General features: G+C 36.8%; 23 protein-coding genes and 1 tRNA gene. 5 read left to right on the forward strand and 19 right to left on the reverse strand.

Translation table 11 applies throughout. The features are described from left to right. Positions 1-113 precede the first annotated feature (113 nt). The 8 genes from LIV57_RS16120 to LIV57_RS16155 all read right to left on the reverse strand — a co-directional run bounded on the left by LIV57_RS16120 (position 114) and on the right by LIV57_RS16155 (position 7,771). Positions 114-470 (reverse strand): hypothetical protein, encoded by a 357-nt coding sequence (locus LIV57_RS16120; RefSeq protein ID WP_227943437.1) that lies wholly within the window; start codon positions 468-470, stop codon positions 114-116. Between the two features lie 147 nt (positions 471-617). After that, positions 618-2,546 (reverse strand): ABC-F family ATP-binding cassette domain-containing protein, encoded by a 1,929-nt coding sequence (locus LIV57_RS16125; RefSeq protein WP_227943438.1) that lies wholly within the window; start codon positions 2,544-2,546, stop codon positions 618-620. A 198-nt stretch (positions 2,547-2,744) separates the two neighbouring features. Further along, entirely contained in the window at positions 2,745-4,091 is a 1,347-nt protein-coding gene (locus tag LIV57_RS16130) for a T6SS phospholipase effector Tle1-like catalytic domain-containing protein (RefSeq protein WP_227943439.1), read from the reverse strand. 149 nt (positions 4,092-4,240) lie between these two features. Continuing rightward, the gene (locus LIV57_RS16135; RefSeq protein WP_227943440.1) at positions 4,241-4,918 is read right to left on the reverse strand and encodes a response regulator; all 678 of its coding nucleotides are present in this window, start codon (positions 4,916-4,918) and stop codon (positions 4,241-4,243) included. After that, on the reverse strand, positions 4,887-5,468 hold the full coding sequence (locus LIV57_RS16140) for a sensor histidine kinase (protein WP_227943441.1): 582 nt from the start codon (positions 5,466-5,468) through the stop codon (positions 4,887-4,889). The genes LIV57_RS16135 and LIV57_RS16140 overlap by 32 nt, the downstream gene beginning before the upstream one ends. Before the next feature lie 200 nt (positions 5,469-5,668). Then, a complete protein-coding gene (locus tag LIV57_RS16145; RefSeq protein WP_227943442.1) occupies positions 5,669-6,292 on the reverse strand; it encodes a hypothetical protein in 624 nt (207 codons plus the stop codon). A gap of 16 nt (positions 6,293-6,308) precedes the next feature. Beyond that, the gene (locus LIV57_RS16150) at positions 6,309-7,088 is read right to left on the reverse strand and encodes a hypothetical protein (RefSeq protein ID WP_227943443.1); all 780 of its coding nucleotides are present in this window, start codon (positions 7,086-7,088) and stop codon (positions 6,309-6,311) included. Between the two features lie 62 nt (positions 7,089-7,150). After that, the gene (locus LIV57_RS16155; RefSeq protein WP_227943444.1) at positions 7,151-7,771 is read right to left on the reverse strand and encodes a DUF5715 family protein; all 621 of its coding nucleotides are present in this window, start codon (positions 7,769-7,771) and stop codon (positions 7,151-7,153) included. Between the two features lie 218 nt (positions 7,772-7,989). Between LIV57_RS16155 and aqpZ the strand changes: the two genes are divergently transcribed. Beyond that, positions 7,990-8,706 (forward strand): aquaporin Z, encoded by a 717-nt coding sequence (gene aqpZ, locus LIV57_RS16160; protein WP_110008304.1) that lies wholly within the window; start codon positions 7,990-7,992, stop codon positions 8,704-8,706. Between the two features lie 276 nt (positions 8,707-8,982). Here the strand turns inward: aqpZ and LIV57_RS16165 are convergent, their stop codons facing one another. The 9 genes from LIV57_RS16165 to aceB form a co-directional block, all read right to left on the reverse strand. Next, positions 8,983-9,528, reverse strand: a complete 546-nt coding sequence (locus tag LIV57_RS16165; RefSeq protein ID WP_110007994.1) for a hypothetical protein — start codon at positions 9,526-9,528, stop codon at positions 8,983-8,985. 180 nt (positions 9,529-9,708) lie between these two features. After that, positions 9,709-10,701, reverse strand: coding sequence for an acyl transferase (locus LIV57_RS16170; protein ID WP_227943445.1), 993 nt, complete (start codon positions 10,699-10,701; stop codon positions 9,709-9,711). Positions 10,702-10,894: 193 nt separating this feature from the next. Then, positions 10,895-11,665 carry a UDP-2,3-diacylglucosamine diphosphatase gene (locus LIV57_RS16175; RefSeq protein WP_110007996.1) on the reverse strand — a complete coding sequence of 257 codons (771 nt, stop codon included), beginning with the start codon at positions 11,663-11,665 and terminating at the stop codon, positions 10,895-10,897. Positions 11,666-11,685: 20 nt separating this feature from the next. Beyond that, complete coding sequence (locus LIV57_RS16180; protein ID WP_047097353.1) at positions 11,686-12,132, reverse strand: 6-pyruvoyl trahydropterin synthase family protein; 447 nt, start codon at positions 12,130-12,132, stop codon at positions 11,686-11,688. A gap of 125 nt (positions 12,133-12,257) precedes the next feature. Continuing rightward, complete coding sequence (locus tag LIV57_RS16185) at positions 12,258-12,650, reverse strand: hypothetical protein (RefSeq protein WP_227943446.1); 393 nt, start codon at positions 12,648-12,650, stop codon at positions 12,258-12,260. A 94-nt stretch (positions 12,651-12,744) separates the two neighbouring features. Continuing rightward, positions 12,745-13,131 carry an acyl-CoA thioesterase gene (locus LIV57_RS16190; RefSeq protein WP_227943447.1) on the reverse strand — a complete coding sequence of 129 codons (387 nt, stop codon included), beginning with the start codon at positions 13,129-13,131 and terminating at the stop codon, positions 12,745-12,747. A gap of 129 nt (positions 13,132-13,260) precedes the next feature. After that, entirely contained in the window at positions 13,261-13,833 is a 573-nt protein-coding gene (locus LIV57_RS16195; protein WP_110008000.1) for an OmpH family outer membrane protein, read from the reverse strand. Positions 13,834-14,001: 168 nt separating this feature from the next. After that, positions 14,002-15,282 (reverse strand): isocitrate lyase, encoded by a 1,281-nt coding sequence (gene aceA / locus LIV57_RS16200; protein WP_227943448.1) that lies wholly within the window; start codon positions 15,280-15,282, stop codon positions 14,002-14,004. 122 nt (positions 15,283-15,404) lie between these two features. Beyond that, the gene (aceB, locus tag LIV57_RS16205) at positions 15,405-16,979 is read right to left on the reverse strand and encodes a malate synthase A (protein WP_227943449.1); all 1,575 of its coding nucleotides are present in this window, start codon (positions 16,977-16,979) and stop codon (positions 15,405-15,407) included. Positions 16,980-17,105: 126 nt separating this feature from the next. On the opposite strand from aceB, the gene LIV57_RS16210 reads away from it, so the two are divergent. From LIV57_RS16210 to LIV57_RS16220, 3 genes are all read left to right on the forward strand, one after another. Continuing rightward, a complete protein-coding gene (locus LIV57_RS16210; RefSeq protein WP_227943450.1) occupies positions 17,106-18,587 on the forward strand; it encodes a helix-turn-helix domain-containing protein in 1,482 nt (493 codons plus the stop codon). Between the two features lie 316 nt (positions 18,588-18,903). Then, the gene (locus tag LIV57_RS16215; protein ID WP_227943451.1) at positions 18,904-19,557 is read left to right on the forward strand and encodes a ComF family protein; all 654 of its coding nucleotides are present in this window, start codon (positions 18,904-18,906) and stop codon (positions 19,555-19,557) included. A gap of 167 nt (positions 19,558-19,724) precedes the next feature. Next, positions 19,725-20,411, forward strand: coding sequence for an alpha/beta fold hydrolase (locus tag LIV57_RS16220; protein WP_227943452.1), 687 nt, complete (start codon positions 19,725-19,727; stop codon positions 20,409-20,411). A gap of 1 nt (position 20,412) precedes the next feature. Here the strand turns inward: LIV57_RS16220 and upp are convergent, their stop codons facing one another. Both upp and der read right to left on the reverse strand, forming a co-directional pair. Further along, a complete protein-coding gene (upp, locus tag LIV57_RS16225; RefSeq protein WP_062676151.1) occupies positions 20,413-21,063 on the reverse strand; it encodes a uracil phosphoribosyltransferase in 651 nt (216 codons plus the stop codon). A 163-nt stretch (positions 21,064-21,226) separates the two neighbouring features. Further along, positions 21,227-22,537: a ribosome biogenesis GTPase Der gene (gene der / locus LIV57_RS16230; RefSeq protein ID WP_110008006.1), complete on the reverse strand. Its 1,311-nt coding sequence runs from the start codon at positions 22,535-22,537 to the stop codon at positions 21,227-21,229. 374 nt (positions 22,538-22,911) lie between these two features. Here der and LIV57_RS16235 point away from each other — a divergent pair. Further along, positions 22,912-22,982, forward strand: a tRNA-Gln gene (locus tag LIV57_RS16235). Positions 22,983-23,329 lie beyond the last annotated feature (347 nt).

A 23,329-nucleotide genomic window follows, 5' to 3' on the forward strand; every position in this document is an offset into this window, starting at 1 on the left:
ATTATTTAAATACCAATTACAAATTAACAGTTGTTTTTCCAGCAACTCTAAACCTTAAACTTTAAACATTGAATTTTAAAGTACAGAACTTTAAACCCTATAGAATCTATGAATTATGCCAATGCGGGCGGTCCCCGAAGCTGGAAGGTGAATTTGGTCTGTGACCAGATTTTCTCCTGAATGGCGATGATTTGTTTTACTTCATGGCTGTAATGCTCAAAAGTAAAGTTGAATTCTTCAGGAGCTAATGTATGTCCGGTAACCAAAAAGTGGCAGGCCAGACAGTCGCCAGCTTTCTCTTTAGTAACGGCTTTCGTCATTGTATTCTCTGCTTTTTTAAGATGAAAAGCCTTAAAATAGTCTACAGAATCATGATGGTGAAAGCTTTGAGAAAGCAGGGCAAGGAAATACACTCCAAACAACAGTTTGGAGATAAAACTCTTTAGGTTTCTGCTTTCTTTAAAAATCATGGTTCAAAATTATGAAAATAATTTAATTGTTTCCTTAAACTTTTATTAAATTACTTAATAACTGTTGACAATAGGTAGAAGTTAATACGGTTTTGTTACAAAAAAAATGCTTCATCATTTTAGTTGATAAAGCATTTATATTTTGGTTTAATCCAGTTGGGTTCCAAGATATTCCCACTCCTGTAAAGCTGTATCCAGCTCCTCCTTAGCATTGTTGTATTCTTCTAAGGTTTCATCTGAAGGATTTTCTTTGGCAAAAGATGCTTCCATCTGCTCTACTTTTGTTTCAAGCTCAGAAATTTTCTCTTCCACTTTCTTGATTTTATTCTGAATATTTTTCTGTTCTTTACTTACAATATTTGAAGACTGGCTGCTGCTTACAACAGGTTTCTCCTCTACTTTCTTAGGTTCCACCTTTACTTCCGTATGAAGTTTGGCTTTTTCTGCAGAAATCTCTCTGATGGTTTCTTTCTGTCTGTACTCAAGATATTCGTTGATATCACCAAGGAATTCTTTCATTTTCCCGTCACGGAATTCGTAGATTTTATCACAAAGTCCCTGAAGGAATTCCCTGTCGTGAGAGATTACGATTAAAGTTCCTTCAAAATTCTGCAATGCCAGCTTGATAATTTCCTTAGACTGGATATCAAGGTGGTTGGTAGGTTCGTCCATGATCAGCGTGTTGAAAGGACGAAGCAACAGTTTACAAAGTGCCAGACGGTTTCTCTCTCCTCCGGAAAGTACTTTTGTTTTTTTAGTAACGGCATCTCCCTGGAAAAGGAAAGATCCTAATAAATCTCTTACTCTTGGTCTTGTTTCTTCTGTGGCGGCATCTTCAGCTTCTTCCAGAACCGTTTTGTTAGGTGTCAACACTTCTTCCTGGTTCTGAGCGAAATATCCGATATTGACATTATGGCCAAGATTCCATGTTCCTGAATAGTCTTTGATGTCTCCCGCCAGGATTTTAGCCAGCGTAGTTTTTCCCTGACCGTTTTGCCCCAGAAGAGCAATTCTGTCTCCTCTCTGAACGATAAAATCTACATCATCAAAAATCTGCTTCTGTCCGTAGGCTTTTCCAAGATTGATGGCTTCGAAGATCACTTTCCCCGGAACCATAGACTGTACGAAACGGATATTGAATTTTGAAACGTCTTCGTTATCCACTTCGATACGTTCGATTTTATCTAATTTTTTAATAAGTGACTGCGCGAAAGAAGCTTTGGTTGCACTTGCACGGAACTTATTAATATTATCTTCCATCTGCTTGATCTCCGCATCCTGATTCTTTTTAGCCTGAATCAGTTTTTCACGGCGGTCTTCTCTCATGATCAGATACTTGGAATAGTTGGCTTTGTAATCGTCAACTTTTTTGTTGTTGATATCAAAAGTACGGTTACATACCGCTGTCATAAACTGTTTATCGTGGCTTACCAGAACAATAGCTCCGGGATAATCCTTAAGGAAGTTCTCCAACCAGATGATAGATTCCATATCCAGGTGGTTGGTAGGCTCATCGAGAAGCATAATGTCGTTCTTCTGAAGAAGTAATTTTGCCAATTCGATTCTCATTCTCCATCCTCCGGAAAATTCATCGGTGATTTTCTGGAAATCATCTGCTTTAAATCCTAAACCGAATAATACTTTTTCCATGTCACCCTCAAGATTGTAGGCATCATGGTTCATCAAAAGGTCGTTCAGCTCGGTCATTTTATTAATCAGATCCGTATAGGAATCACTTTCGTAATCTGTTCTTACAGTCATCTGGTGGTTCACTTCTTCAAGCTCATTCTTCCAGGCATTGATCTGTTCAAAAGCCTGCATAGTTTCTGCCCATACCGTTCTTCCTTTTACGAAATCAAGATCCTGCTTCAGGAAACCAATGGTAACACTTCCTTCAGTGACAACTTCTCCCTCGTAGAAATTAATTTCTCCGGAAAGCATTTTCAATAAAGTGGACTTTCCTGCTCCGTTTTTACCCACGAGCCCCACTTTATCATCCTTTTTAATGGTGAAATTGACATTTTGAAATAAATAATTTCCTGAATGATGTAATCCTAAACTTTGAACCGAAAGCATCTTAATTAATAATTAGTAATGAATAATGAATTTTCGGGTGCAAAAATACGGAAAAAGAAATGAATAGCCGAGAAATAAAAAAACAGGCCAGAATTTAGCAGTTTTTCCTTATCTGTACTACATTAAACCAAAAAAGGAGACACCATGAGATGTCCCCTAACCTAAATTTAAAACTGAGAAGTATTTTCACGAATGCTTCTATTCATTTACTCTAACAGCTGCCGGTGTTTTTACAATAGAGCGAAGCCAGATATCATTGTTCGGAACGTTTGTTCCATAAAGAAAATCAGCAACAAAGCTGTCTTCCGGCAGATGAAGTTCTGCGGAAAGCCTTTTTGTCCGGCTTGTTTCATCAACGGAGGTACTGCTTGAGACATTTAATCCGTTATTGATCAGCTCAATATTAATTTCACGCTGGGTTCTATACCGGAAACTATCACTATACAATCCGAAGTTTGATGAAATATGCGTATACTCTGCAAATCTTCCGAAATCATATATTGGCTTTTTGCTTACGGAGAGGTCCCTCAGATATTCTTTCATTTTCAAATAATACCTGTTGAGAAAAGAATGTTTATTATAATCTGTCCCGAAGTAGGCTTCATTTTCTGCACTAAATACTGACAATATGGTATTGGTCTCATCCATCATCAGTTTTCCATATACTTTTGAGAGGTCGTTATATACTTTATCACGGCACACAAATGCCTGCGAAAGTCCATTCACCGTTTCCACTTTATATCCTGAGAGCAATGCATCCCAGATTTTATTTCCATCAGCACTGGTTTTTGCATTTCTGATATCTGAAACATAATTATGCAGATCATCAACATTCGTGAAATCTGTAGAAATATAAACAGATTGCGGTCCTTCAAGATAGCCGCCTCCAATATCGGCATGATCTCCGGGGACAAATACTTCTTTCCAAACTGATGATTGTTTTTCTGATTTCTGATCCTGCATTGTTTTTGAATTCTCAAATAAACCGGTAAGCGGAAAGAAAAACCTGCCCTCATTAACTGCACAAAAATGCAGAGCATTCTCTATCTGTACAGACATATTCATATTATAGGTATTAAAAGGTTTGGACTCTACCGTATCAAAAAGCCCCAGAAATTTTATTCTGCAATTTCCCACAGCATAATGAGTCAGAAGCTGATTACAGAAGGTTCTTGCCAACATACCTCCCCGGCCGAATCCGTATATAAAAAAATGGTATTCTTTGGTGTCATCATGGGTTATTTTTTGCACAAATTCCCCGGCTTTCTGAAGTTTATCATCAGATGAATAACCACTTCCATAGGGTGGGTTTGCACAGGTTGCCATAGCAAAATTATTATCTTCATGACCTTTTACAGTACCAATTCCTTCAATATATATCTTTTCATCTCCAACGAACAAACTGTATAATTTATAGATATTGCTGAAAGTCCCGTAATAGCTTTCATTATTATTCAGCGGTTTATCCGGAGAAAGAATATTGCCCCCATTATTTCCTGTGCCGTCAAAGAAAATCCCGACGGAAATCACTCTGTTACCATCCATGTTTCTACTTTAATTTTTTATTACAGATCCTGTTGTGTTTTTTTCAACTTATATCCCTTAAAGAGACATTCCAAAATAACAGAAGAAAAACAAGGTTAGCTAGAGTGAAAAGTACCAAATAAAAAATTCCGTATTTCTACGGAATCAATTTATATTTTTTCAAGGGAGTAAATATTGTTGACAATAGCATAGATGACTATTCCTACTGTATTTCTGGCTCCGATTTTTTCGAGAATACGCTGTCTGTGGCTTTCTACAGTTCTCGGGCTGATAAAGAGTTTTTCTCCGATTTCGTTGTTGGTCAGTTCCTGGCAGATCAGTTTTACCACATCTTTTTCTCTTTCGGATAATTCATCTTCTGTTTCAAAAAGAGAATTTTTCTTGGCAGAACTGTTCATATAAGTAAACAGCATCTGATGATCTTCGGCCGTAAAAAAAACTCCGTTTTTATCTACCATTGTAATGGCATCAATAAAGGTTTTCTTATTCGAATTTTTCGGCAGAAATGCAGATACTCCCAGCTTGACCATATATCCGAGAATTGAGGTTTTATAATGGGATGACAGGATAATAATTTTGAGATCAGGATATTTTTCTTTGAGGATTTCTACCAGTTCAAAACCGTTCATGGGTTTCATCTGAACATCTACAAGAGCAATATCAGGGAATTCATCTTTTGAAAGTTTTCCGAGGTCTTCGATAAAACCGGGGCCATTATCTGCGGTAAGGGTTACCGATATATTTTTCTCATTGGACAGCAGCATTTTTACCCCTTCGAGGATCAGCTGTTCATCATCAATCAGTGCTAGTTTGATTTGGGAACTCATGATATTTTGGAATTTTTATGATTAAACGACTTCCTTTGTTTGAAAATGTTTTTTTCCATTTGTGTGTGGCATTCATAGATTTGATGCGGGATTCGATATTTTTTATCCCCATTCCTTTTTTCACTTCTTCATATTCAAAGCCCTGCCCGTTATCCGAAATCACTACAGCCATATTTTCAGGATAATCTTTCATGTAAATCCAGATATCCGTTGCGTCCGAATGTTTGATCACATTGGTAGTAAACTCCTGAATAATTCTGTACAGCTGTACTTCTACAAAAAGATCTTTCTTTTCATATCCCTGCATCACCTGCAAAGAGATATTGATTTTGTGGGAAAGGTTGGCTATTAATTCTTCAACATATAAAACCAGCCCTACCGACTCCAGGTTTACAGGGTATAATGAATGGGAAATACTTCTGGCAGCATCAATCAGGGAAGACATCTGGCCGTAGATATTTTTTTTGATCAGCTCATCGCCCTGAGTATCCAGATTATTTAACCATAAGGAAAGGATATTGAGACGGTTTCCGATATCATCGTGAATCATGACCGCAATTCTTTTTCTTTCTTCTTCCTGGGCTTTGATGTTTTCCAGTACTAATTTCTTCTGATGGAGAACTTCCGCCTCATGCTGTACATTTTTCTCCTTAATGATTCTGGTTATAAAAGCTCTGTATGCTAACAGAATAAAGGATACTATAACTGTTATGGTAACAATTATAAGGATCAGCAGATTGATATTTAAAGTTACTTCTTTAATCTGATAAAAGTGTATAAAAATGAACAGTACAAAATACCCGAAAGAATATTATTGGCACTGAGAATTGTATAGTAATCGTTTTCCGACAGATTGGCAATCTGATGCTGGACGATAAAAATAAATACCGAAACGGAATAGTAGAAAAAAATACTGGCATCTACGAGAAGAAAACGATTCTGTAAAGAGGTGTTCTTAATCTCACGGATCAGCGTAAACCCGGAAAGACAGATGATGATGATATTGGAAACTACTTTTGCAATATCGGCATTGGCAGGATAATCGAATCCGTATTTCGAGATCATAAAACCCGCTGCCAATGTACCTGTAATCCACAGAACAGCTTTTGGCCAGTCCAGTTTTCTGACAAATAAGCCCGTCAGAAGGAAAAATTCTCCTGCGATATATAAAGGATAGAGGAATGAGGTATCATTCAGTCTGAAGATATAAGGCAGCGCCAGATTCAGCAGCTCAATAAAAAAAAGAAAAGCAATACAATGAAAATATTGCTTTTCTTTATGATTTAATATGCGGTATTTTGCTGCTCCCAGCAGTATAACAGATAGAAGCAGTGCATAATTCAGGAATAAAATTGCCTTATAAAGTCCAGCCATTCCTCAGTATATCATTTTAAAACTCGCATCCTACATCTACATCCGGAATACGGCAGATAGGAGGACACGGTTTTGCCCAGTCATAAGTATTGGAAATCACTTCTGCTCCCAGTTCTGCATTCCTGAGATTTTCACGGAAAGAGATAAAAATAAGGGTTACCAGCATTTTTCCATAGATATCATTGTATCTGATACCAAAAGAACAGGTAATACCGGCCAGCCCTTCATCTGAAAGGCAAAGATCTGCTATAGGAACATAGAATTTTCTGAAAATTCCGCTGCCTTCATTTTCTCTGCTCTCTTTATAAAACCAGTCCATTCCCTGGTTTCTCCAGCGTTCAATGGCATCTACAGCTTTGTCCTGCTCAAGAACCGGTGTATTGGAAACCGGGAATCCCATATTGGCATTCTTCTCCATACTCTCAAGATCTCTGGAAAGAACCGCATTTCTGATGACGGTATATTCCTGGATTTCCTGCAGCCTCAGATCTTTATCAAGTTCGGTAAGGAAGCTGTATGGATATTCTTTTACATCTATTTTTTCCCCGTCGTTATTCATAGGATAAAAAATAAGAATCAACCGGTCTCTGTAAATTCCTACTGCAGCACAGAAGTCTTTATAATCACTGAACCCTTTCATCCATTCAAGGTGTTCTCTGGAAATATTAAAAACATAGTTGGTAGGGATAAGCTTTTGAATCCTGGAAAAGTCTGAAAGAGATGCTTTCCACTCATTTGATGCTGTCCTGCATTCTTCTACAGGCAGCATATAGTCTACAATGTTTAATGTTGACATAAGCATAGTTTTTAGTCGTATAAAAATATAGAAACTAAATATGCTACGCAAGAGGATTTTAATTAATAATTTTTCACAGTAATATGATAACAGCTCTGTTGTTTCTCTTTGATGAAATATATTCTACCGGCTTTCTCATAGTACTTTAAAACTTTCTCCAATGCCAATTCCATTTTCGGATTGTACTTTAAAACGTTGTTGAATCTTACATAAGAAATGTCAAAAGAATTACCATAATTGTGTGAACTAATCCCTAGTGAGGCGTTGGAATTCACTCTTCTAAGCCTGCATTGGTCTTCAAGCGTTCTGGTAATGGATGAAACAGTAAATGTACCGCCTTTTGTATCCTTGCTGAACTTAGAACCTATTTTTTCCAGCGTGGTTTTTGCCTTGGATACCATATAAGCCCTGCTGTAATCAAGTTTTTGAACGCGATATCCTTTACCTGATTTTTTTATTTTGTGGAATTTGCCGCTATTGATGTATCGCTGCACTGTTTTGGAATCTTTCAGCAGCTGTACCCCAAAACTTTTTGAGGCATCAAGATGAGATTTATAAAGCGGCGTAGGTTCAACCTTCAATACAGTGGCAAGATCATAGCAGGGAAAAGCTTTTTTAGCTGCCTGCGAATAATGTAAACTATAAATAAAAGGTACAAAGACCACACAAAAAAACTTTCTCATTCACCATCCTTTTAAATTACAAATGAAAGATAAAACATTTATGTTATATCTTTCAAAACCGACTATTATACTCTCTAAACAAATCCCAAACAAACTTTACACCAAATTACAGATTTTGTAATTTTTGTTCTCTCTTTTTTGAAATATTTTTCAGATTTATCTTTTTACTTTAAGATTTAAATTTTACATTTGAGATACTTTAAACAATAAACAACATGATAAAAAAACTTTTCGCTGAATTTTTCGGCACATTTTGGCTTGTTTTCGGAGGATGTGGAAGCGCTGTTTTCGCAGCCGGTGTTCCAGATATTGGCATCGGACTTTTAGGAGTTGCTTTAGCCTTCGGTCTTACTGTTCTTACCATGGCTTACGCTGTAGGACATATCTCAGGAGGGCATTTTAATCCGGCAGTTTCTTTTGGACTTTTAGCAGGAGGAAGATTTTCTGCAAAAGACCTTATTCCTTACATTGTAGCACAGTGTCTGGGAGCAATTGTAGCAGCAGGATGCCTGTATACGATTCTTAACGGAGCCGGAGCGGTAGAATTCTCAAAACCCGGAGATTTCGCCACCAACTTCTACGGTGAAGCCGTTTATAACGGAAAAGCTTTCAGTATGGGAGCTGCATTTCTTGCTGAGTTTTTATTAACCGCTTTTTTCCTTATTGTAATCATGGGAGCTACGGATAAGTGGGCTAACGGTAAGTTTGCCGGTCTTGCCATCGGTCTTGCTCTTACGTTGATCCACCTGATCTCAATCCCGATTACAAATACTTCTGTAAACCCTGCGAGATCACTTTCTCAGGCAGTCTTTATGGGAGGAATTGCCATGTCGCAGCTTTGGCTGTTCTGGGTTGCCCCTATTTTGGGAGGAGTTGTAGGAGGTTTAATCTACAAGTTCTTACTTCAGAGAGATACTGCTGAAATTGCAGATTAATTTAAAATACCATTCAATGATAAAATCCTGTCAGGCGGCAGGATTTTTTTATTTTCTGATTTTGAATAATTGTTTTGAAATTCTTTGTAAACGCAAAGTTTTTATAAAGATGAATTTTTATTTAAGGGAGCAAAGTGGTTATGACTACGTCGTTGATGAAGTGATACGTTTTACAATCGCTTAATAAAAATCAATGAAATTGATTCCTTCTTTGCTTTCTTAAACTTTAAATATAGAAAATAAGTCTTTGCGTTAGAATAAGAAACCTCCTTAATTTTATTTCAGTTTTTTGATTTCAAAAGGATTTTTAAAAATCAGTTCCTCATGCTTTCCTTTAATTTCCATTTTACGCTGGAGAAGATTCAAAGCCATCTTCCTGATAAAAAAATCTTTGTCATTCAGTTTCCAGTAAGAGTCTTCATGCAGCTTTTTAGGCTGGCGGATCAGATAAAATTCGGTATCCCAGGTATCCGCATTGTGATAGAATTCAATGATTCCGCAATGTTCCGGAATTAAAGCAGCATCTACCATTCCCATCGGGAGCAAAAAACTGAAAGAATTACACATATAATCCCCACAGGAAATTTTATCGTGTTTCAGAAATTTTTCTCCGGTGTCTTTATTCAGGTATGATTTTTTGAAATCATTTTTAAAATCACTTTTTGAAAGCTTAATTTCAATTTCATGACTTCCACCTTCCGAATCTATGATTAAGATGTCTGCTTCCCAATCTGCCTGAAAATAATTCGTCAGTACGATTTCTTTTTCAAAATCGCAATGGGAATGGATGTAGGCGTGTATGAGTTCTTCTATTTTGATCATTTTTTTATGATGGTAAAAATATTTTAATAAAACGCAATGCCCGCAAAGTTTTTAATAGCCAAGTGTTTAAAGGCTCGCAAAGGTGTTTCACTCAGCAAAAGCCGCACACTATTTTATGATACAAAAATTGACAAGTGGAGTGAATTGACGATTCACAATTGCTTTCTTCGGTTTAAATCATCAGCTAACCAGTAAACTACATCCTCTGATATCTGAATGGTCTATTCTTCCTAACACCTGAAATTTATCACCGATTATTTTTCCTAAATCCTGTGTGGCAATAAATGAGCAGGAATGGGTATTGGCAAGATCAATAATATTAATAGCTCCTGTGCGGCCTTCTTTTTGGTACGTTAAGGGATCTTCTGCATTGCGAACCATAATTCTCATCCAGTTGGGACACTCATATTCATTATTTCCAAGGGAGTAAGCCTGTGAAAGTAACTCTGTCATAGAATATTCTGAATAGATTTTCTCCGTTTTAAGGCCTTCCTGCAATATTTTAAGCAATTCATCCTTGGTCATTTCTTCCTTCCGCCCCTTCATACCGCCGGTTTCAATCACTATTAAATTTTCAGGAAAATTCAGGGATTCTTCGCTTTGTTGAGAATGACAGTAATCAAGAAAATCAAGAAGGGCAAAAGAAACCCCGAAAAGAATCACTTTTTTATCCTGCAATGTGTTCAATAGTTCAAAGAGTTCAGCATGATTATAAAGGAAATATCCGTTTTCCGGCTTGGCAGATTTTTTCATCAGATAATCTACCATATAGATGAGTGATGAATTCTGTCTCTCAAGATAACTTGGAAGCAGACCCAGAAAAATAAAATCTTCCGGTTTTCCGATGAACTGTTCAAAGCTTTTATAAATACTCTCCTCATAAAGTTCCGGATCTGCGATGAAATGTTTGGAAAGGTTCATCTGGGTGGTTCCGGAACTTTGAAAAAAAAGATCCGTATCCACATTTTTATCCAGAATCTGATGATTTTTAAACATTTCAATAGGAAGAAACGGAATCTTCACCAAGCTATCTACCTCATCGGGATTAACCTTCAGAAAATCAACAAATTTCCTGTATATTTCAACATTTTCATATTGATAACGAAATGTTCTCAATGAGGCATTCAGGAAATCCTGTTCAGTCTGTATGTTGAATATATTTTTCAGTTCCATAATTTTTTGAGTTTCTTAATCCCCGGCTGCAGGGCAATTATAGAGATAGAATATTTTTTTAATAATTTTTTAATGCATAAAACCTATTTTGGTAGACTTATTGCAATGACTTATCCGGAATATGGATTAAAAACAAGAGTGGGTTTTCCACCCGTTCGAAAGTTACCTCTTTTTAGGGGTAATTTTTTTTGCTTTATTTTTCAAAAGTTTTCAGTTCAAAATCTTTTTCAAAAACCCCGTAAGTGAAATAGGAAATCCAGTCTCCGAGGTTGATATATTTTGCATTCTGTTCCAGATCCAGTACCATAGGCAGATGCCTGTGTCCATAGATAAAATAATCAATCTTCTGGGTTTTCAGCTTTTCTTTGGAATAAATGATGAGAAACTCTTTATCTTCTCCCAGAAAAGCCTTGTCCTCTTCTCCTGAGATCATTTTATTTTTTTGGGACAGATACAATGCCACTTTCATCGCAATATCGGGATGAAGCCATTTGAAGAACCATTGTGCCACAGGATTTGTGAATAATTTTTTCATTCTTTTATATCCTTTGTCTCCAGGTCCCAAACCATCTCCATGGGCCAGCAGAAACTGCTTCCCTCCCATTTCAAAATATTGTTTCTGATAGAATACGGTACATCCGATTTCTTCTTCCAGATAATCTTTCATCCAAAGATCATGATTTCCGACAAAGAAATAAATATGAATTCCTCTGTCTTTCAATTCTGCAATTTTCCCAAGCACCCGGACATATCCTTTGGGAATGACATGCTTCCATTCGTGCCAGAAGTCAAAAAGATCACCCATTAAAAACAAAACCTGAGCATCTTCCTTGATCTCATCCATCCAGCGTATAAATCTCTCTTCGCGCACCTTGCTTTCCTTTGGTGTAGGGGCACCAAAATGCTGATCCGAAGCAAAATATACTTTTTTTCCAGGTTCTAAATTAATTGTTGTTTTTAACACCTTCCAAGTTTTGTGAAAAATTATTGATTATCTTCTGCAAACCACTCTCCATAAGAATTTTCTGTCTCATGAAGTTTAAGATAGGCTAAAGAAATTCCTTCGGGAAGTCTCGATTTGATTTTAGCAGCAATGGCATACAACATGTTTTCACAGGTTGGCTGGAAGCTGCAATAGATTACTTTATGTCCTTTCTGTTCAAGGTCATCTCCCAGTTCTTTATGTGGAGACAGCGCATTGACAAGAACCGCATGGTCCCAAACGTCTACGATCTCAGATTTTACGATACTTTTGATATCTCCGAAATCTACCACCATTCCATTTTTAGGATTTTCAATATCATTAATCGGTTTTCCTTTCACTGTTACAAACAGTTTATAGGAGTGCCCATGCATATTTTTACACTTCCCATCGTAGTTGTAAAGCACGTGAGCCGTTTCGAATGTAAAAATTTTTGTAATACGTATCATAATACAAAGATAGGATAAAACAGCTTAACAAAGAAAAGACTGTTTCTATTACAGCGATTTTAAAATATTCTTTTTAGAAAAAACCTGAAAATAATATTATTGAAATAATTACATTACAGGAAAAATTATTCATTATATTCTGGTTTTAATTGATCGGTTTGAAAGCCTAATTCACTCAAATAATCAAGTCCATTTTGTATTGCTATTAAGTTAGTTCCTGACCATCCATCTTTTAATCCAAGAATAATAAGTTCTTTAATATATTTAGGCTCATTAAGATTAACTTCCTCTTCAGTATTCTTTATTTTATTAAATAACTTTACCCCCGACTTTAAAGGTTGCCCAATAATATAATTATCAACTGTTGAAAATTTGATGACTAAAGGAGTTTGTTTTTGTCCGTTTAAAAACACTTTTACAGTCAAAGTATTAGTTTTAGTTTCAGAATCATATTGATCTGTGACCAAATACAAGTAATCTATAGCATTGACAGTTATTTTTCTTAACTTATTTTTCATTACCCCGTTTTTCAATCAAGCTATTCTAGCTATTCTAGCTATTATTTTATCCTTTTTTCAGATCTGTTAATGATTTTGTATTCTCTGTCTCTAATCACAAAAATTTTTCCAGCCAGTCACTTTCCAGGCGCTTGATCTTTTTAGTTTCAGGATCAAATAAAATCCAAAGTGTGCCTGAGTCTACCACCAGCTTATCATTACAGTAAAATTCTACTTTTCTTGGCTGTTTGGCACCTTCCGGAGCCATTGGATAAGTTCTTACCGTAATGATATCACCCAGATAAACCTGTTTTTTGTATTGAATATGATGATCCAGAAGCATCCAGACATCATTCACATATTCTGTTTTATGTTTCAACAGATCCCAGTGCTCTGCTGCCACTTCTTCCACCCAGTGTACATATTGTACATTATTCACATGGTTATTCTGATCAATATGCTCTTCTGTTACTTTGATCTGTTTTTCGTACATCAGATTCATTCTCCTGAAAGTTTACTCAAATGTATCATTTTAAAATAAAACTTTCTTCATCCAGCCATTCACTTTTGTCCATAAAAAAACGGAATCATCGTTCTGATTCCGTTACAATATTCAGTATATTGAAAATTCTTATTTAGATTTCCCGGCTGGCTTGGCAGTTGTAGCCGTAGCCCCTAATTTGGTTTTCACAGTAGCAGTGATATCTTCGCTTCCGTCTGTGTAAAGAAGGTTATTAGATTCCTGTGATGCTACATCAAATACAAAATTCAGGTTTCTTTCTTTTGCTACAGCATAAATAGCATCTTTTACTTTCTTTTGTAAAGGACTAAACAATTCGTTTTGTTTGGCAGAAATATCTTTAGCAGCCTGTGTTCTGGTTTCCTCTATCTTCTTACCTAAAGCCTGTAGTTCTGTCTGTGCTGCAATCAGTTCTTTAGTCACAGCTTCTTTATTGGCCTCGCTTAACGTTTTTTCTTTATCCTGTGCTGCTTTCAATTTAGTCTGATAATCACCGATAAGCTTCTCAATTTCAGTCTGTCTGGTCTTAGTCAGGTTATCAATAGTAGTTCCTATAGTTTTTACTTCAGATAAACTTGCAAAAATGTCCTCTGTATTTACACTTCCAATCTTCTGTTGAGCATTTACAATATTTGCAGTAAGTGTTAATCCTAACGCAATAAAAATTGTCTTAATTAAATTCATTTGTAATAATATTTTTTTTCGCTTCCAAATATAACTCAAATTTCAATTACTTATCATGTAATTGTTAATTTGAAATTAAATGATGTAAAAAACAGGTTTAAACAGCTTCAGACAAAGAAAAAACCTCCTCAAAGAGAAGGTTTAACATCAAAAAATATGGAAAAATGACTAATGGAACTGTGCTGTTTCTGTAGAATCTTTCATCGCTACAGTAGCTGAGGAACCGTTGGTGACAATATTCTGTACTTCATCAAAATATCCTGTTCCTACAAAAGACTGATGCTTCACCGCTCTGAATCCTTTCTGCTGTAGTGCAAATTCACGCTCCTGCAGTTCTGAATATCCTGCCATTCCTCTTTCTTTGTAAGCCAGTGCCAGTTCAAACATGGCTGTATTCAATGCATGGAATCCTGCAAGGGTAATAAACTGGAATTTGTACCCCATTTTAGCCAGCTCTTCTCTGAAAGTAGACATTTCTTCCACACTCAGTTTTGCAGCCCAGTTGAATGAAGGTGAACAGTTATAAGCAAGCATTTTTCCAGGGAATTTTGCATGAATTCCATCTGCAAATCTTCGGGCTTGCTCCAGATCAGGATTGGAGGTTTCCATCCAGATCAGATCAGCATATGGCGCATAAGACAGTCCTCTGTCGATTCCCTGCTCAACTCCGTTTCTTACCACGTAAAAACCTTCAGAAGTTCTTTCCCCGGTTACGAATTTCTTATCTCTGTCATCAATATCAGAAGTCAGTAAATCTGCGGCATCCGCATCTGTTCTTGCAATGATAAGACTTGGAACTCCCAGCACATCGGCAGCCAGACGCGCTGCTATCAACTTATTGACCGCTTCCTGAGTAGGTACCAATACTTTCCCGCCCAAGTGGCCGCATTTTTTAGCGGAAGAAAGCTGATCTTCAAAATGTACGGCAGCTGCTCCGGCTTCAATCATTTGTTTCATCAGTTCAAAAGCATTCAGATTACCTCCAAAACCTGCTTCTGCATCGGCAATAATAGGCACAAGATATTCTTTATTTCCTGTTCCGCTTACAGACTGCACCTGATCTGCTCTCAGTAAGGCATTATTAATTTTCTTTACCACAGAAGGCACTGAATTGGCCGGGTACAATGACTGATCCGGATACATCTCCCCTGACAGGTTAGCATCTGCAGCCACCTGCCATCCTGAAAGATAAATTGCTTCCAGGCCGGCATCCACTTCCTGTACCGCCTGATTACCTGTCAGTGCACCCAGTCCCGCCACATAATCCTGGGTATTTAATTTATCCCAGAATTTTTTGGACATTTCTGTAGCAATAGTATAATCTATGGTATAAGAACCACGAAGTTTTAAAACTTCTTCAGCGGTATAAGGTCTCTTAATGCCTTTCCAACGTGGATTTGTCAGCCAATCTTGCTCAATAGCCTGGATTTGTTCTTGTCTTGTTTTCATAATATTTGGATTTTGTTTGATTAGATTTTGGGGTTCGGGGTTCGGGTTACGAGGTTACGAGGTTCGGAGGTACGAGATATGATTCTCAAACTTTCGGACACTTCTACTCTCTCACTCTCCAACTAGATAAAAGGGTATGCTTTAAGGGTTAGAAATTCTTCAAAATTTTCGCAGAAAATCAATTCATTGAAAAGTTCTTTGGCGAGGTTGAATTTTCCGCTTTTGAATCGGGTTTCACCTACATATTTTTCAATATGATCCATTTCTTCTTTTTCCCACTGCAGTATCATGCTTCGGGTTAATGTTCTGTCATCACTCAGAACCGCTTCATTTTTCAGCCATTGCCAGATTTGTGTTCTTGAAATTTCTGCAGTAGCGGCATCTTCCATCAGATTATAAATAGCGGCAGCACCAGTTCCCATCAGCCAGCTTTCAAGATAAAGAATTCCTACATTGATATTTTTCCGGACTCCTTTTTCTGTGATTTCTCCTTTGGGAATTTCCAGCAGCTGGCTTTCTGTTATATGGTATTCAAATTTTTTATCGATCTGATTTTGGGAAGGCATATACTGGTCAAAAACTTGTTTTGCTACAGATACCAATGCCGGATGTGCAACCCACGTTCCGTCGTGGCCATTTTTCACTTCCCTTTCTTTATCATTTCTTACTTTTTCAAAAGCAATAGTATTGGCTTCGTCATCGTCTTTTACCGGAATTTGAGCGGCCATTCCGCCTATTGCATGTACATTTCTTTTATGGCAGATTTCAATCACTCTTTTTGAATAAGCACTCATAAAGGGAGACGTCATGGTTACCTGATCTCTGTCCGGAACAATAAATTCGGGAAGATTTCTGAATTTTTTAATGTAAGAGAAAATATAATCCCATCTTCCGCAATTCAGTCCGGCACTATGTTCTTTTAATTCAAATAAAATTTCATCAATCTGAAACGAAGCGGTAATCGTTTCTATTAAAACAGTCGCTTTAATGGTTCCCTCCGGAATTCCGAGATAGTTTTGCGCAAAAACAAAAACTTCATTCCACCAGCGTGCTTCCTTATAATGTTCCAGTTTTGGAAGATAGAAATAAGGACCGCTACCGTTTTCCAAAAGCTGTTTTGCATTTCTGAAGAAAAATATTCCAAAATCAGTCAGTGATCCGGAAGCTTTTTCTCCATTGATCTCAATATGTTTTTCAGGGAGATGCAGGCCGCGTGGACGAACCTGTAAAACAGCCGTTTTTTCATTAAGGGTGTATGCCTTTCCTTTTTCGTTGACAAAATCAATAGTCCGGTTAATGGAATCAGAAAGATTGATCTGTCCCTGAATACAGTTTTCCCACACCGGCGAGCTGCTGTCTTCAAAGTCTGCCATAAATGTAGAAGCACCGGAATTCAAGGCATTGATAATCATTTTGCGGTCAACGGGGCCGGTAATTTCTACTCTTCTATCCAGCATATCTTCAGGAAGCGGAGCACATACCCAATTTCCATTCCGGATGTCTGCAGTTTCTTTCAAGAACTCAGGAAGATTTCCTTTATCAAAATTTTGCTGAGTCATTTTTCTTTCTTCTAAAAGTTCAAGTCTTTTATGATTAAAGTTCTGATGAAGCGAAATCAGAAAATCTGTCAAATCGGGAGTAAATACTTCCTCAAACTGTTTCTGTGACTTTATTTCTAATTGAGTCTTTGTTTCCATAACTTATTGATTTTGTGATTTGATATTACAAACATAAATAAAAATTTTCACAAATAGCGAACGTTCGCTAAATTTATTTAAAAATTATTATGCGAATAATCGCATCTAATTATTTATATTTGAGTAATGAATTCAGAAAGCGACTTTATCAAAACAGTTTTCGGGCTAAAACTGAAACAGCAGAGACAAAAGAAAAACTGGTCTCTGCAGGATCTTGCTGTAAAGACAGGATTATCAAAATCTTACCTCAACGAAATTGAAAACGGGAAAAAGTATCCCAAGCACGATAAAATCATTCAGCTTTCTGAAGCACTGAGCTGTACTTTTGATGATCTGGTTTCTACCAAACTTGATAAAAGCCTTTCCCCTTTCAATGAAATCCTGCAGTCTGATTTCTTTAAAGAAGTTCCTCTGGAGTTATTCGGAATTAATAAAAACAACCTCATCAGCATTATCAGCGATGCACCGAAAAAAGTAACGGCTTTTATTAATGCCTTGATCGAAATTTCTCAGAATTATAATCTTGGTAAGGAAAGATTTTATTTTGCCGTCTTAAGGTCATTTCAGGAATTATATGATAACTATTTTCCTGAAATTGAAGAAAAGGTTGATCTGTTTACCCAAGAAAATCAGTTACAACCCGGAAAAGATCTAAAGTCTGACATCCTGGAGGCAATTCTTGCAGAAAAATTCAGTTACACCATTCAGTCTGAAGATTTTGAAACATATGGGACTCTGGATAATCTCCGTTCTCTTTTCATTCCTGAAAAAAAATTATTACTGCTGAATCAAAAACTGGAAAAGGATCAGAAAACATTCATTCTGGCTAAAGAAATCGGCTTCAATGTACTGGAATTAAAAAACCGTCCCAATACATATTCATGGCTTGATTTCGGAAGTTTTGAAGAAATTCTGAATAACTTTTACGCGTCTTATTTCGCAGGAGCATTGCTCATTTCAAAAGAACCTGTCATTGAAAAGACCGCAGAATTTTTCCAGCAAAATACATGGGAACCTAAAAGTTTTGAGAGCCTTATCAGCAGTTTCACCCACTCGCCTGAAACATTTTATTACCGGCTGACCAACATTCTCTCGGCTGAAATGGGAATCAAAGATCTTTTTTATTTATGTCTGGTCAAAAAGAAAAATTCGGATAAAATCCAGATTTTAAAGGAGCTTCATCTTAATCATCAGCAGGCTCCTCATGCCAATGCAATGAACGAGCATTACTGCAGAAGATGGATTGCGGTAAAAAATCTTGGTGATTTAAAAGAAAATGAAACCCTGACGGATGCTCAGGTTTCTCATTATAAAGATCAGGGAATAAGTTATCTGGTAATTTCTACTTCACAAAAAAATCCTTTCTCAGATGGAAGCAACAGAAGTTATTGCCTGGGGATTTTACTGAATTCCCAAACGATTAAAAAAATAGGTTTTATCAAGTCTCCATCTTTAAAAACCATTAATGTAGGCGTTACATGTGAATCCTGCAGTATTCCTGACTGTGAAGTAAGACAGGCACCACCGGTAAGACTGGAAAAGGAACATTTTAATATGAGTATGAAGAATGCTGTTGAGAAGATCAGGAAGACGTTTGATGATATTTAAAAGTGAATCGTGAATTGTCAATGCGCTTCGCTTGTGAATTTTTATGTGAGGTTCGGGATGCGGGATTCGGGTTTGTGAATAATCGATTTGCTGCTGAAATTTACTGGTAAGTTATTTTTCTAAATGCAGATTTTGCAAAGTTTTCTATACTATTTAATAGCTTTTTCAGGCGCTATGGCGTTTCACTCAATAAAGAAAAAATTCTTTTTGCTATATGAAATAATTAGCTCATAAAATTCGCTAACAATAATAATTCACTATTGACTTTGGGAAGCAAAAATTGACAATTATTTCCATATCTTAGTAAAAACACACTATGATATTAGATATATTGTTTCCTAACCGCTGCATTCACTGTAACAGAATCATCGATCCTGAACTTTTGGTTTGTGATCTTTGTTTCAGCCAGATTCACTTTACCCATTACAATTATTTTGAAAATAATCCGATTAAGGAAAAATGCAGTTTATTTTTTCCGGTTGAAAACGCATTCGCTTTAATACAGTTTGAAAAGGAAGGTTTAAGCCGGCAGATTATTCACGATCTGAAATATAGAAGCAGGGAAAAAGCAGGAAAAATCTTAGCCGATTGGACAGCAGAACGACTTGATTTCAAAGATAATTTCCCTGACCTTTTAGTAAGTGTACCGCTTCATCCAAAGAAACTGAAGAAACGGGGATATAACCAGCTTCATTTGTTTACCGAAACTTTATCTTCATTTTATACCATTCCATTTGATCATACATTAATCAAACGAAATTATTATTCTAAAGCACAGGCCTTAAAAGACAAGAAACACAGGCTGGAAGCCTCCAATACGTTCTCTGTAACCAAGCCTGTTACCGGAAAACATATTCTTTTGATTGACGATGTTTTCACGACAGGAAATACAGTTTCATCTGTGGCGTGGGAGATTTTAAATGCCGGAGATAATAAAGTAAGTGTTTTGGTGATGGCTGAGGATGTTTGATATGGGAACGGGGTGCGAGGTGCGGGGTGTGGGTTTCGGGATTTTCTGTAAGGAGAAATAATCAAAAATATTTTTAAACCCGAAAACTCTCAGACACTCTTACACTTCCACCCCATCCATTTTCACGATTCATTTCTTTTTCCTAATTTTCAGGAAACTATACAATTATGCCCAATCTGATTTTACTGCACGGAGCCTTAGGTCACAGCGACATTTTCAGACCTTATCTGAATGTTCTGTCATCCTATTTTACAGTTTATACTCCTCTTTTTTCAGGACATGGAGACCAGGAACTTCCTGAAGACGGCCTCAATATTAAAAAGTATGTCGAGGAATTATCTGAATATTGTAAAGTGAATCATATGACAGACGTATCAATTTTCGGGCACAGCATGGGTGGTTATGTTGCGCTTTGCTACGCAATGGAAAATCCTGACAATGTAAATTCTGTTATAACACTGGGCACAAAGTTCGACTGGACTGAAGAACAGGCTTTAAAAGAAAGCAAGATGCTTAATCCGGATGTTATTCTTGAAAAAATTCCGCAGTATGCCCAGCTTTTAGAATCACAGCACGGAACAAAGTGGAAACAGCTTCTTCCTGCTATTGCTGATTTAATGATTGATTTAGGTAAAAATCCTCCTCTGGAAAATAATTTTGCTACGATTACCACTCCGGTTCAAATCATGGTGGGTGATAAAGATAATATGGTAACGCTGGAAGAGAGTTCAAGGGTTTACAGAAGCCTTCCAAATGCAAAACTGGCCGTACTTCCGGATACAAGGCATCCTATGGATAAAGTACGACCTGATTTATTATTGAACTTAATAAAAGATTTCTGGAATCTTTCTTAATTTATCGCTGAAGTTTTTCTCCGTAGCTCAAATCTCCGGCATCTCCCAATCCTGGTGTGATATACCCTTTTGAAGTTAAGTGTTCATCAATGGCTCCTACCCAGATATGAGCTTCAGGATATGCATTCTGAACAGTTTCTACTCCCTGTTTCGATGCAATGGCTGCAACAATATGAAGCTGGGTTGGATTTCCGTTGGTCAGCAAATCTTTGATGGCTTCAATAAGAGAAGCACCAGTTGCAAGCATAGGATCAGCTACAATAAGGGGTCTGCCTTCAATACTTGGGCAGGTAAGATAATCCTGTTTGATTGAGAAATAATCGTTGGCATCATGTTTTCTGTAAGCTGCCACAAAACCGCAGTCTGCTCTGTCTAAATAGTTCAGGATTCCTTCGAATAACGGAACACCTGCTCTTAAAATGGTTGTAATAACCGGCTGCACAGCTATTTCCCTGCTTTTTATTGTATCTAAAGGAGTTTGAATTTCAACTTCTCTGTACTCCAGTCCTTTACTGATTTCAAAAGCGGCAATCTCCCCGATTCTTTCCATATTCCTTCTGAATCTCATTCGGTCATGCTGGATCGTAACGTTTCTAAGTTCGTTAATCCATTCGTTGACAAGAGAAAAGTGTTGCGATAAAATAGTAAGCATGAAAATTTTATTTTTAATTTCAGTTAATTGATATTAATTGCCGCAAAATTACAACTAAAAAACGAATTGAAAGATCGGCCTGAAAGAGAAAGTCTGGTTGGGTGATATAAAAATCTCCGGCAAGCTTCGCTTGCCGGAGATTTTTGATGAACATTTGTTCTTATTATTTTTGTCTGAAATACACTTCAATCGGAACTCCGGTAAATCCGAATTCTTTTCTCAGCTGATTTTCAGTAAATCTTTTATACGGTTCTTTCACATACTGTGGAAGGTTGCAGAAAAACACAAACTGTGGTGACGGTGTAGGAAGCTGAACACAGTATTTGATTTTGATATATTTTCCTTTCAATGCCGGCGGCGGTGTATTTTCGAAGATCGGAAGCATTACTTCATTCAGTTTTGAAGTTTTAATTTTCTTCTTACGGTCTTCATAAACCTGCATAGCTACTTCTACAGCCTTCAGAATTCTTTGTTTCGTTAAAGCTGAAACAAATAAGATTGGAATATCCTGGAACTGACCGATTTTATCTTTGATTGATTTTTCAAAATCACGCATCGTATTGGTCTGCTTGTCCTCGATCAAATCCCACTTATTCACTAGGATTACGATTCCTTTTCTGTTTTTCTGAGCCAGTCCGAAAATATTCATATCCTGAGATTCCCATCCCTGTGTAGCATCAACCATAATGATCACGACGTCAGAATATTCGATAGAACGGATCGATCTCATTACAGAGTAGAATTCAAGGTCTTCGTTTACCTTAGACTTTCTTCTCATCCCCGCAGTATCTACCAAAACAAATTCGTGTCCGAATTTGTTATATAAAGTCTGGATACTATCTCTCGTAGTTCCTGCGATATCGGTTACAATATTTCTTTCAACATCCAATAAAGCATTGGTCATCGTGGACTTTCCTACGTTTGGACGGCCAGCAATCGTAATTTTAGGCAATCCTTCAAATGGATCTTTATATTCTGTAGTAGGGAAATCTTTAACGATATCATCTAACAAATCCCCTGTTCCTGAACCTGTAGCAGAAGAAAGGGTGTAATATTTATCAATTCCTAACTGATAGAATTCTGTTGCAGGAAGTTCTTCCTTGGAAGAATCTACTTTATTGATAACAATATAAATAGGTTTGTTGGATCTTCTGAGAAGTCTGTAAATTTCGTGGTCCGTATCAGTAAGCCCTTCTTCCACGTTCATCATAAAGATAATAGAAGTGGCTTCATCCACCGCTAATTGTACCTGCTTACGGATTTCTTCTTCGAAGATATCATCTGTACCTACATCATAACCTCCGGTATCAATTACCGTAAAGTCTACTCCGTTCCAGTCTGATTTTCCGTAGTGACGGTCTCTGGTAACACCAGCTGTAGAATCTACAATAGCTTCTCTTCTTTCTAATAAACGATTAAAAAGCGTAGATTTTCCTACGTTGGGACGTCCAACGATTGCGACAATATTTGACATAAAAAATGTTTAATAATCCTTTTGCTTTGCTCAGGATATGTTATTAATGGGTTACTCCAACTTTTGGAGCCCAATTTTTTGCAAAGATAAGGTTTTATTATTTAACTGAATTTTGAAGGATGGGAGCTGGAAGAAGGAAGCGGGAAGTTATTATTATTCGGATAAATTAATGTAAACCCTGTTTCTTCAAATCGAACAAATAATATCCACAAATCTACTGTTTATGGGTAGAAGAAGATTTTTTTTAAATTTTATTGAAAAATAATTCTTTGGATATCAATACATAAAGCTGTCTTCTTACTAATTATGTTAATTAATCTTTAATTTAGATTTTCATATTTAAAATAATTTCTATAATTTCGCGGCATAGAAACAGACCCATGGTGTAGCGGTAACACTACTGATTTTGGTTCAGTCATCTGGGGTTCGAATCCCTGTGGGTCTACAAACCATCCTTGAAAAAGGATGGTTTTTTGTTTTTTCTTTTACAGATTCCATTAAGCGTTAAACCTTATTCTCGGGTTGCCGGCTTTATTTGAGCCTTTTACAAACAAAAAAAACACCGCAAAAATAGCAGTGGTTATTATTACTTCACCACACGAAAGGATTGGTGCGATAACTTGGGGCTATTTGTTATTTGTGGGCACGAGTGAGACGCTCGCGCCCAATGTCATTAAGTTAACGGTTTAACATTTTGAATTACAGTTATTTATGCTTGTTTTTAAGATTTATTTTTCGTATATTTAACAGTGAATCAATCAGTTAAACCGAGAAGAAAAAATACTAATGCCA

It is taken from the genome of Chryseobacterium sp. X308 (assembly GCF_020733145.1).
GTDB classification, from domain to species: Bacteria; Bacteroidota; Bacteroidia; order Flavobacteriales; family Weeksellaceae; genus Chryseobacterium; species Chryseobacterium cupriresistens.

What these genes read in the sequence shown, in the direction of transcription:
- LIV57_RS16120 (WP_227943437.1), bottom strand. Translation starts at nt 470, where the DNA reads ATGATTTTTAAAGAAAGCAGAAACCTAAAGAGTTTTATCTCCAAACTG.
- LIV57_RS16125 (WP_227943438.1), bottom strand. Translation starts at nt 2,546, where the DNA reads ATGCTTTCGGTTCAAAGTTTAGGATTACATCATTCAGGAAATTATTTA.
- LIV57_RS16130 (WP_227943439.1), bottom strand. Translation starts at nt 4,091, where the DNA reads ATGGATGGTAACAGAGTGATTTCCGTCGGGATTTTCTTTGACGGCACA.
- LIV57_RS16135 (WP_227943440.1), bottom strand. Translation starts at nt 4,918, where the DNA reads ATGAGTTCCCAAATCAAACTAGCACTGATTGATGATGAACAGCTGATC.
- LIV57_RS16140 (WP_227943441.1), bottom strand. Translation starts at nt 5,468, where the DNA reads ATGATTCACGATGATATCGGAAACCGTCTCAATATCCTTTCCTTATGG.
- LIV57_RS16145 (WP_227943442.1), bottom strand. Translation starts at nt 6,292, where the DNA reads ATGGCTGGACTTTATAAGGCAATTTTATTCCTGAATTATGCACTGCTT.
- LIV57_RS16150 (WP_227943443.1), bottom strand. Translation starts at nt 7,088, where the DNA reads ATGTCAACATTAAACATTGTAGACTATATGCTGCCTGTAGAAGAATGC.
- LIV57_RS16155 (WP_227943444.1), bottom strand. Translation starts at nt 7,771, where the DNA reads ATGAGAAAGTTTTTTTGTGTGGTCTTTGTACCTTTTATTTATAGTTTA.
- LIV57_RS16165 (WP_110007994.1), bottom strand. Translation starts at nt 9,528, where the DNA reads ATGATCAAAATAGAAGAACTCATACACGCCTACATCCATTCCCATTGC.
- LIV57_RS16170 (WP_227943445.1), bottom strand. Translation starts at nt 10,701, where the DNA reads ATGGAACTGAAAAATATATTCAACATACAGACTGAACAGGATTTCCTG.
- LIV57_RS16180 (WP_047097353.1), bottom strand. Translation starts at nt 12,132, where the DNA reads ATGATACGTATTACAAAAATTTTTACATTCGAAACGGCTCACGTGCTT.
- LIV57_RS16185 (WP_227943446.1), bottom strand. Translation starts at nt 12,650, where the DNA reads ATGAAAAATAAGTTAAGAAAAATAACTGTCAATGCTATAGATTACTTG.
- LIV57_RS16190 (WP_227943447.1), bottom strand. Translation starts at nt 13,131, where the DNA reads ATGAATCTGATGTACGAAAAACAGATCAAAGTAACAGAAGAGCATATT.
- LIV57_RS16195 (WP_110008000.1), bottom strand. Translation starts at nt 13,833, where the DNA reads ATGAATTTAATTAAGACAATTTTTATTGCGTTAGGATTAACACTTACT.
- aceA (WP_227943448.1), bottom strand. Translation starts at nt 15,282, where the DNA reads ATGAAAACAAGACAAGAACAAATCCAGGCTATTGAGCAAGATTGGCTG.
- aceB (WP_227943449.1), bottom strand. Translation starts at nt 16,979, where the DNA reads ATGGAAACAAAGACTCAATTAGAAATAAAGTCACAGAAACAGTTTGAG.
- LIV57_RS16210 (WP_227943450.1), top strand. Translation starts at nt 17,106, where the DNA reads ATGAATTCAGAAAGCGACTTTATCAAAACAGTTTTCGGGCTAAAACTG.
- LIV57_RS16215 (WP_227943451.1), top strand. Translation starts at nt 18,904, where the DNA reads ATGATATTAGATATATTGTTTCCTAACCGCTGCATTCACTGTAACAGA.
- LIV57_RS16220 (WP_227943452.1), top strand. Translation starts at nt 19,725, where the DNA reads ATGCCCAATCTGATTTTACTGCACGGAGCCTTAGGTCACAGCGACATT.
- upp (WP_062676151.1), bottom strand. Translation starts at nt 21,063, where the DNA reads ATGCTTACTATTTTATCGCAACACTTTTCTCTTGTCAACGAATGGATT.
- der (WP_110008006.1), bottom strand. Translation starts at nt 22,537, where the DNA reads ATGTCAAATATTGTCGCAATCGTTGGACGTCCCAACGTAGGAAAATCT.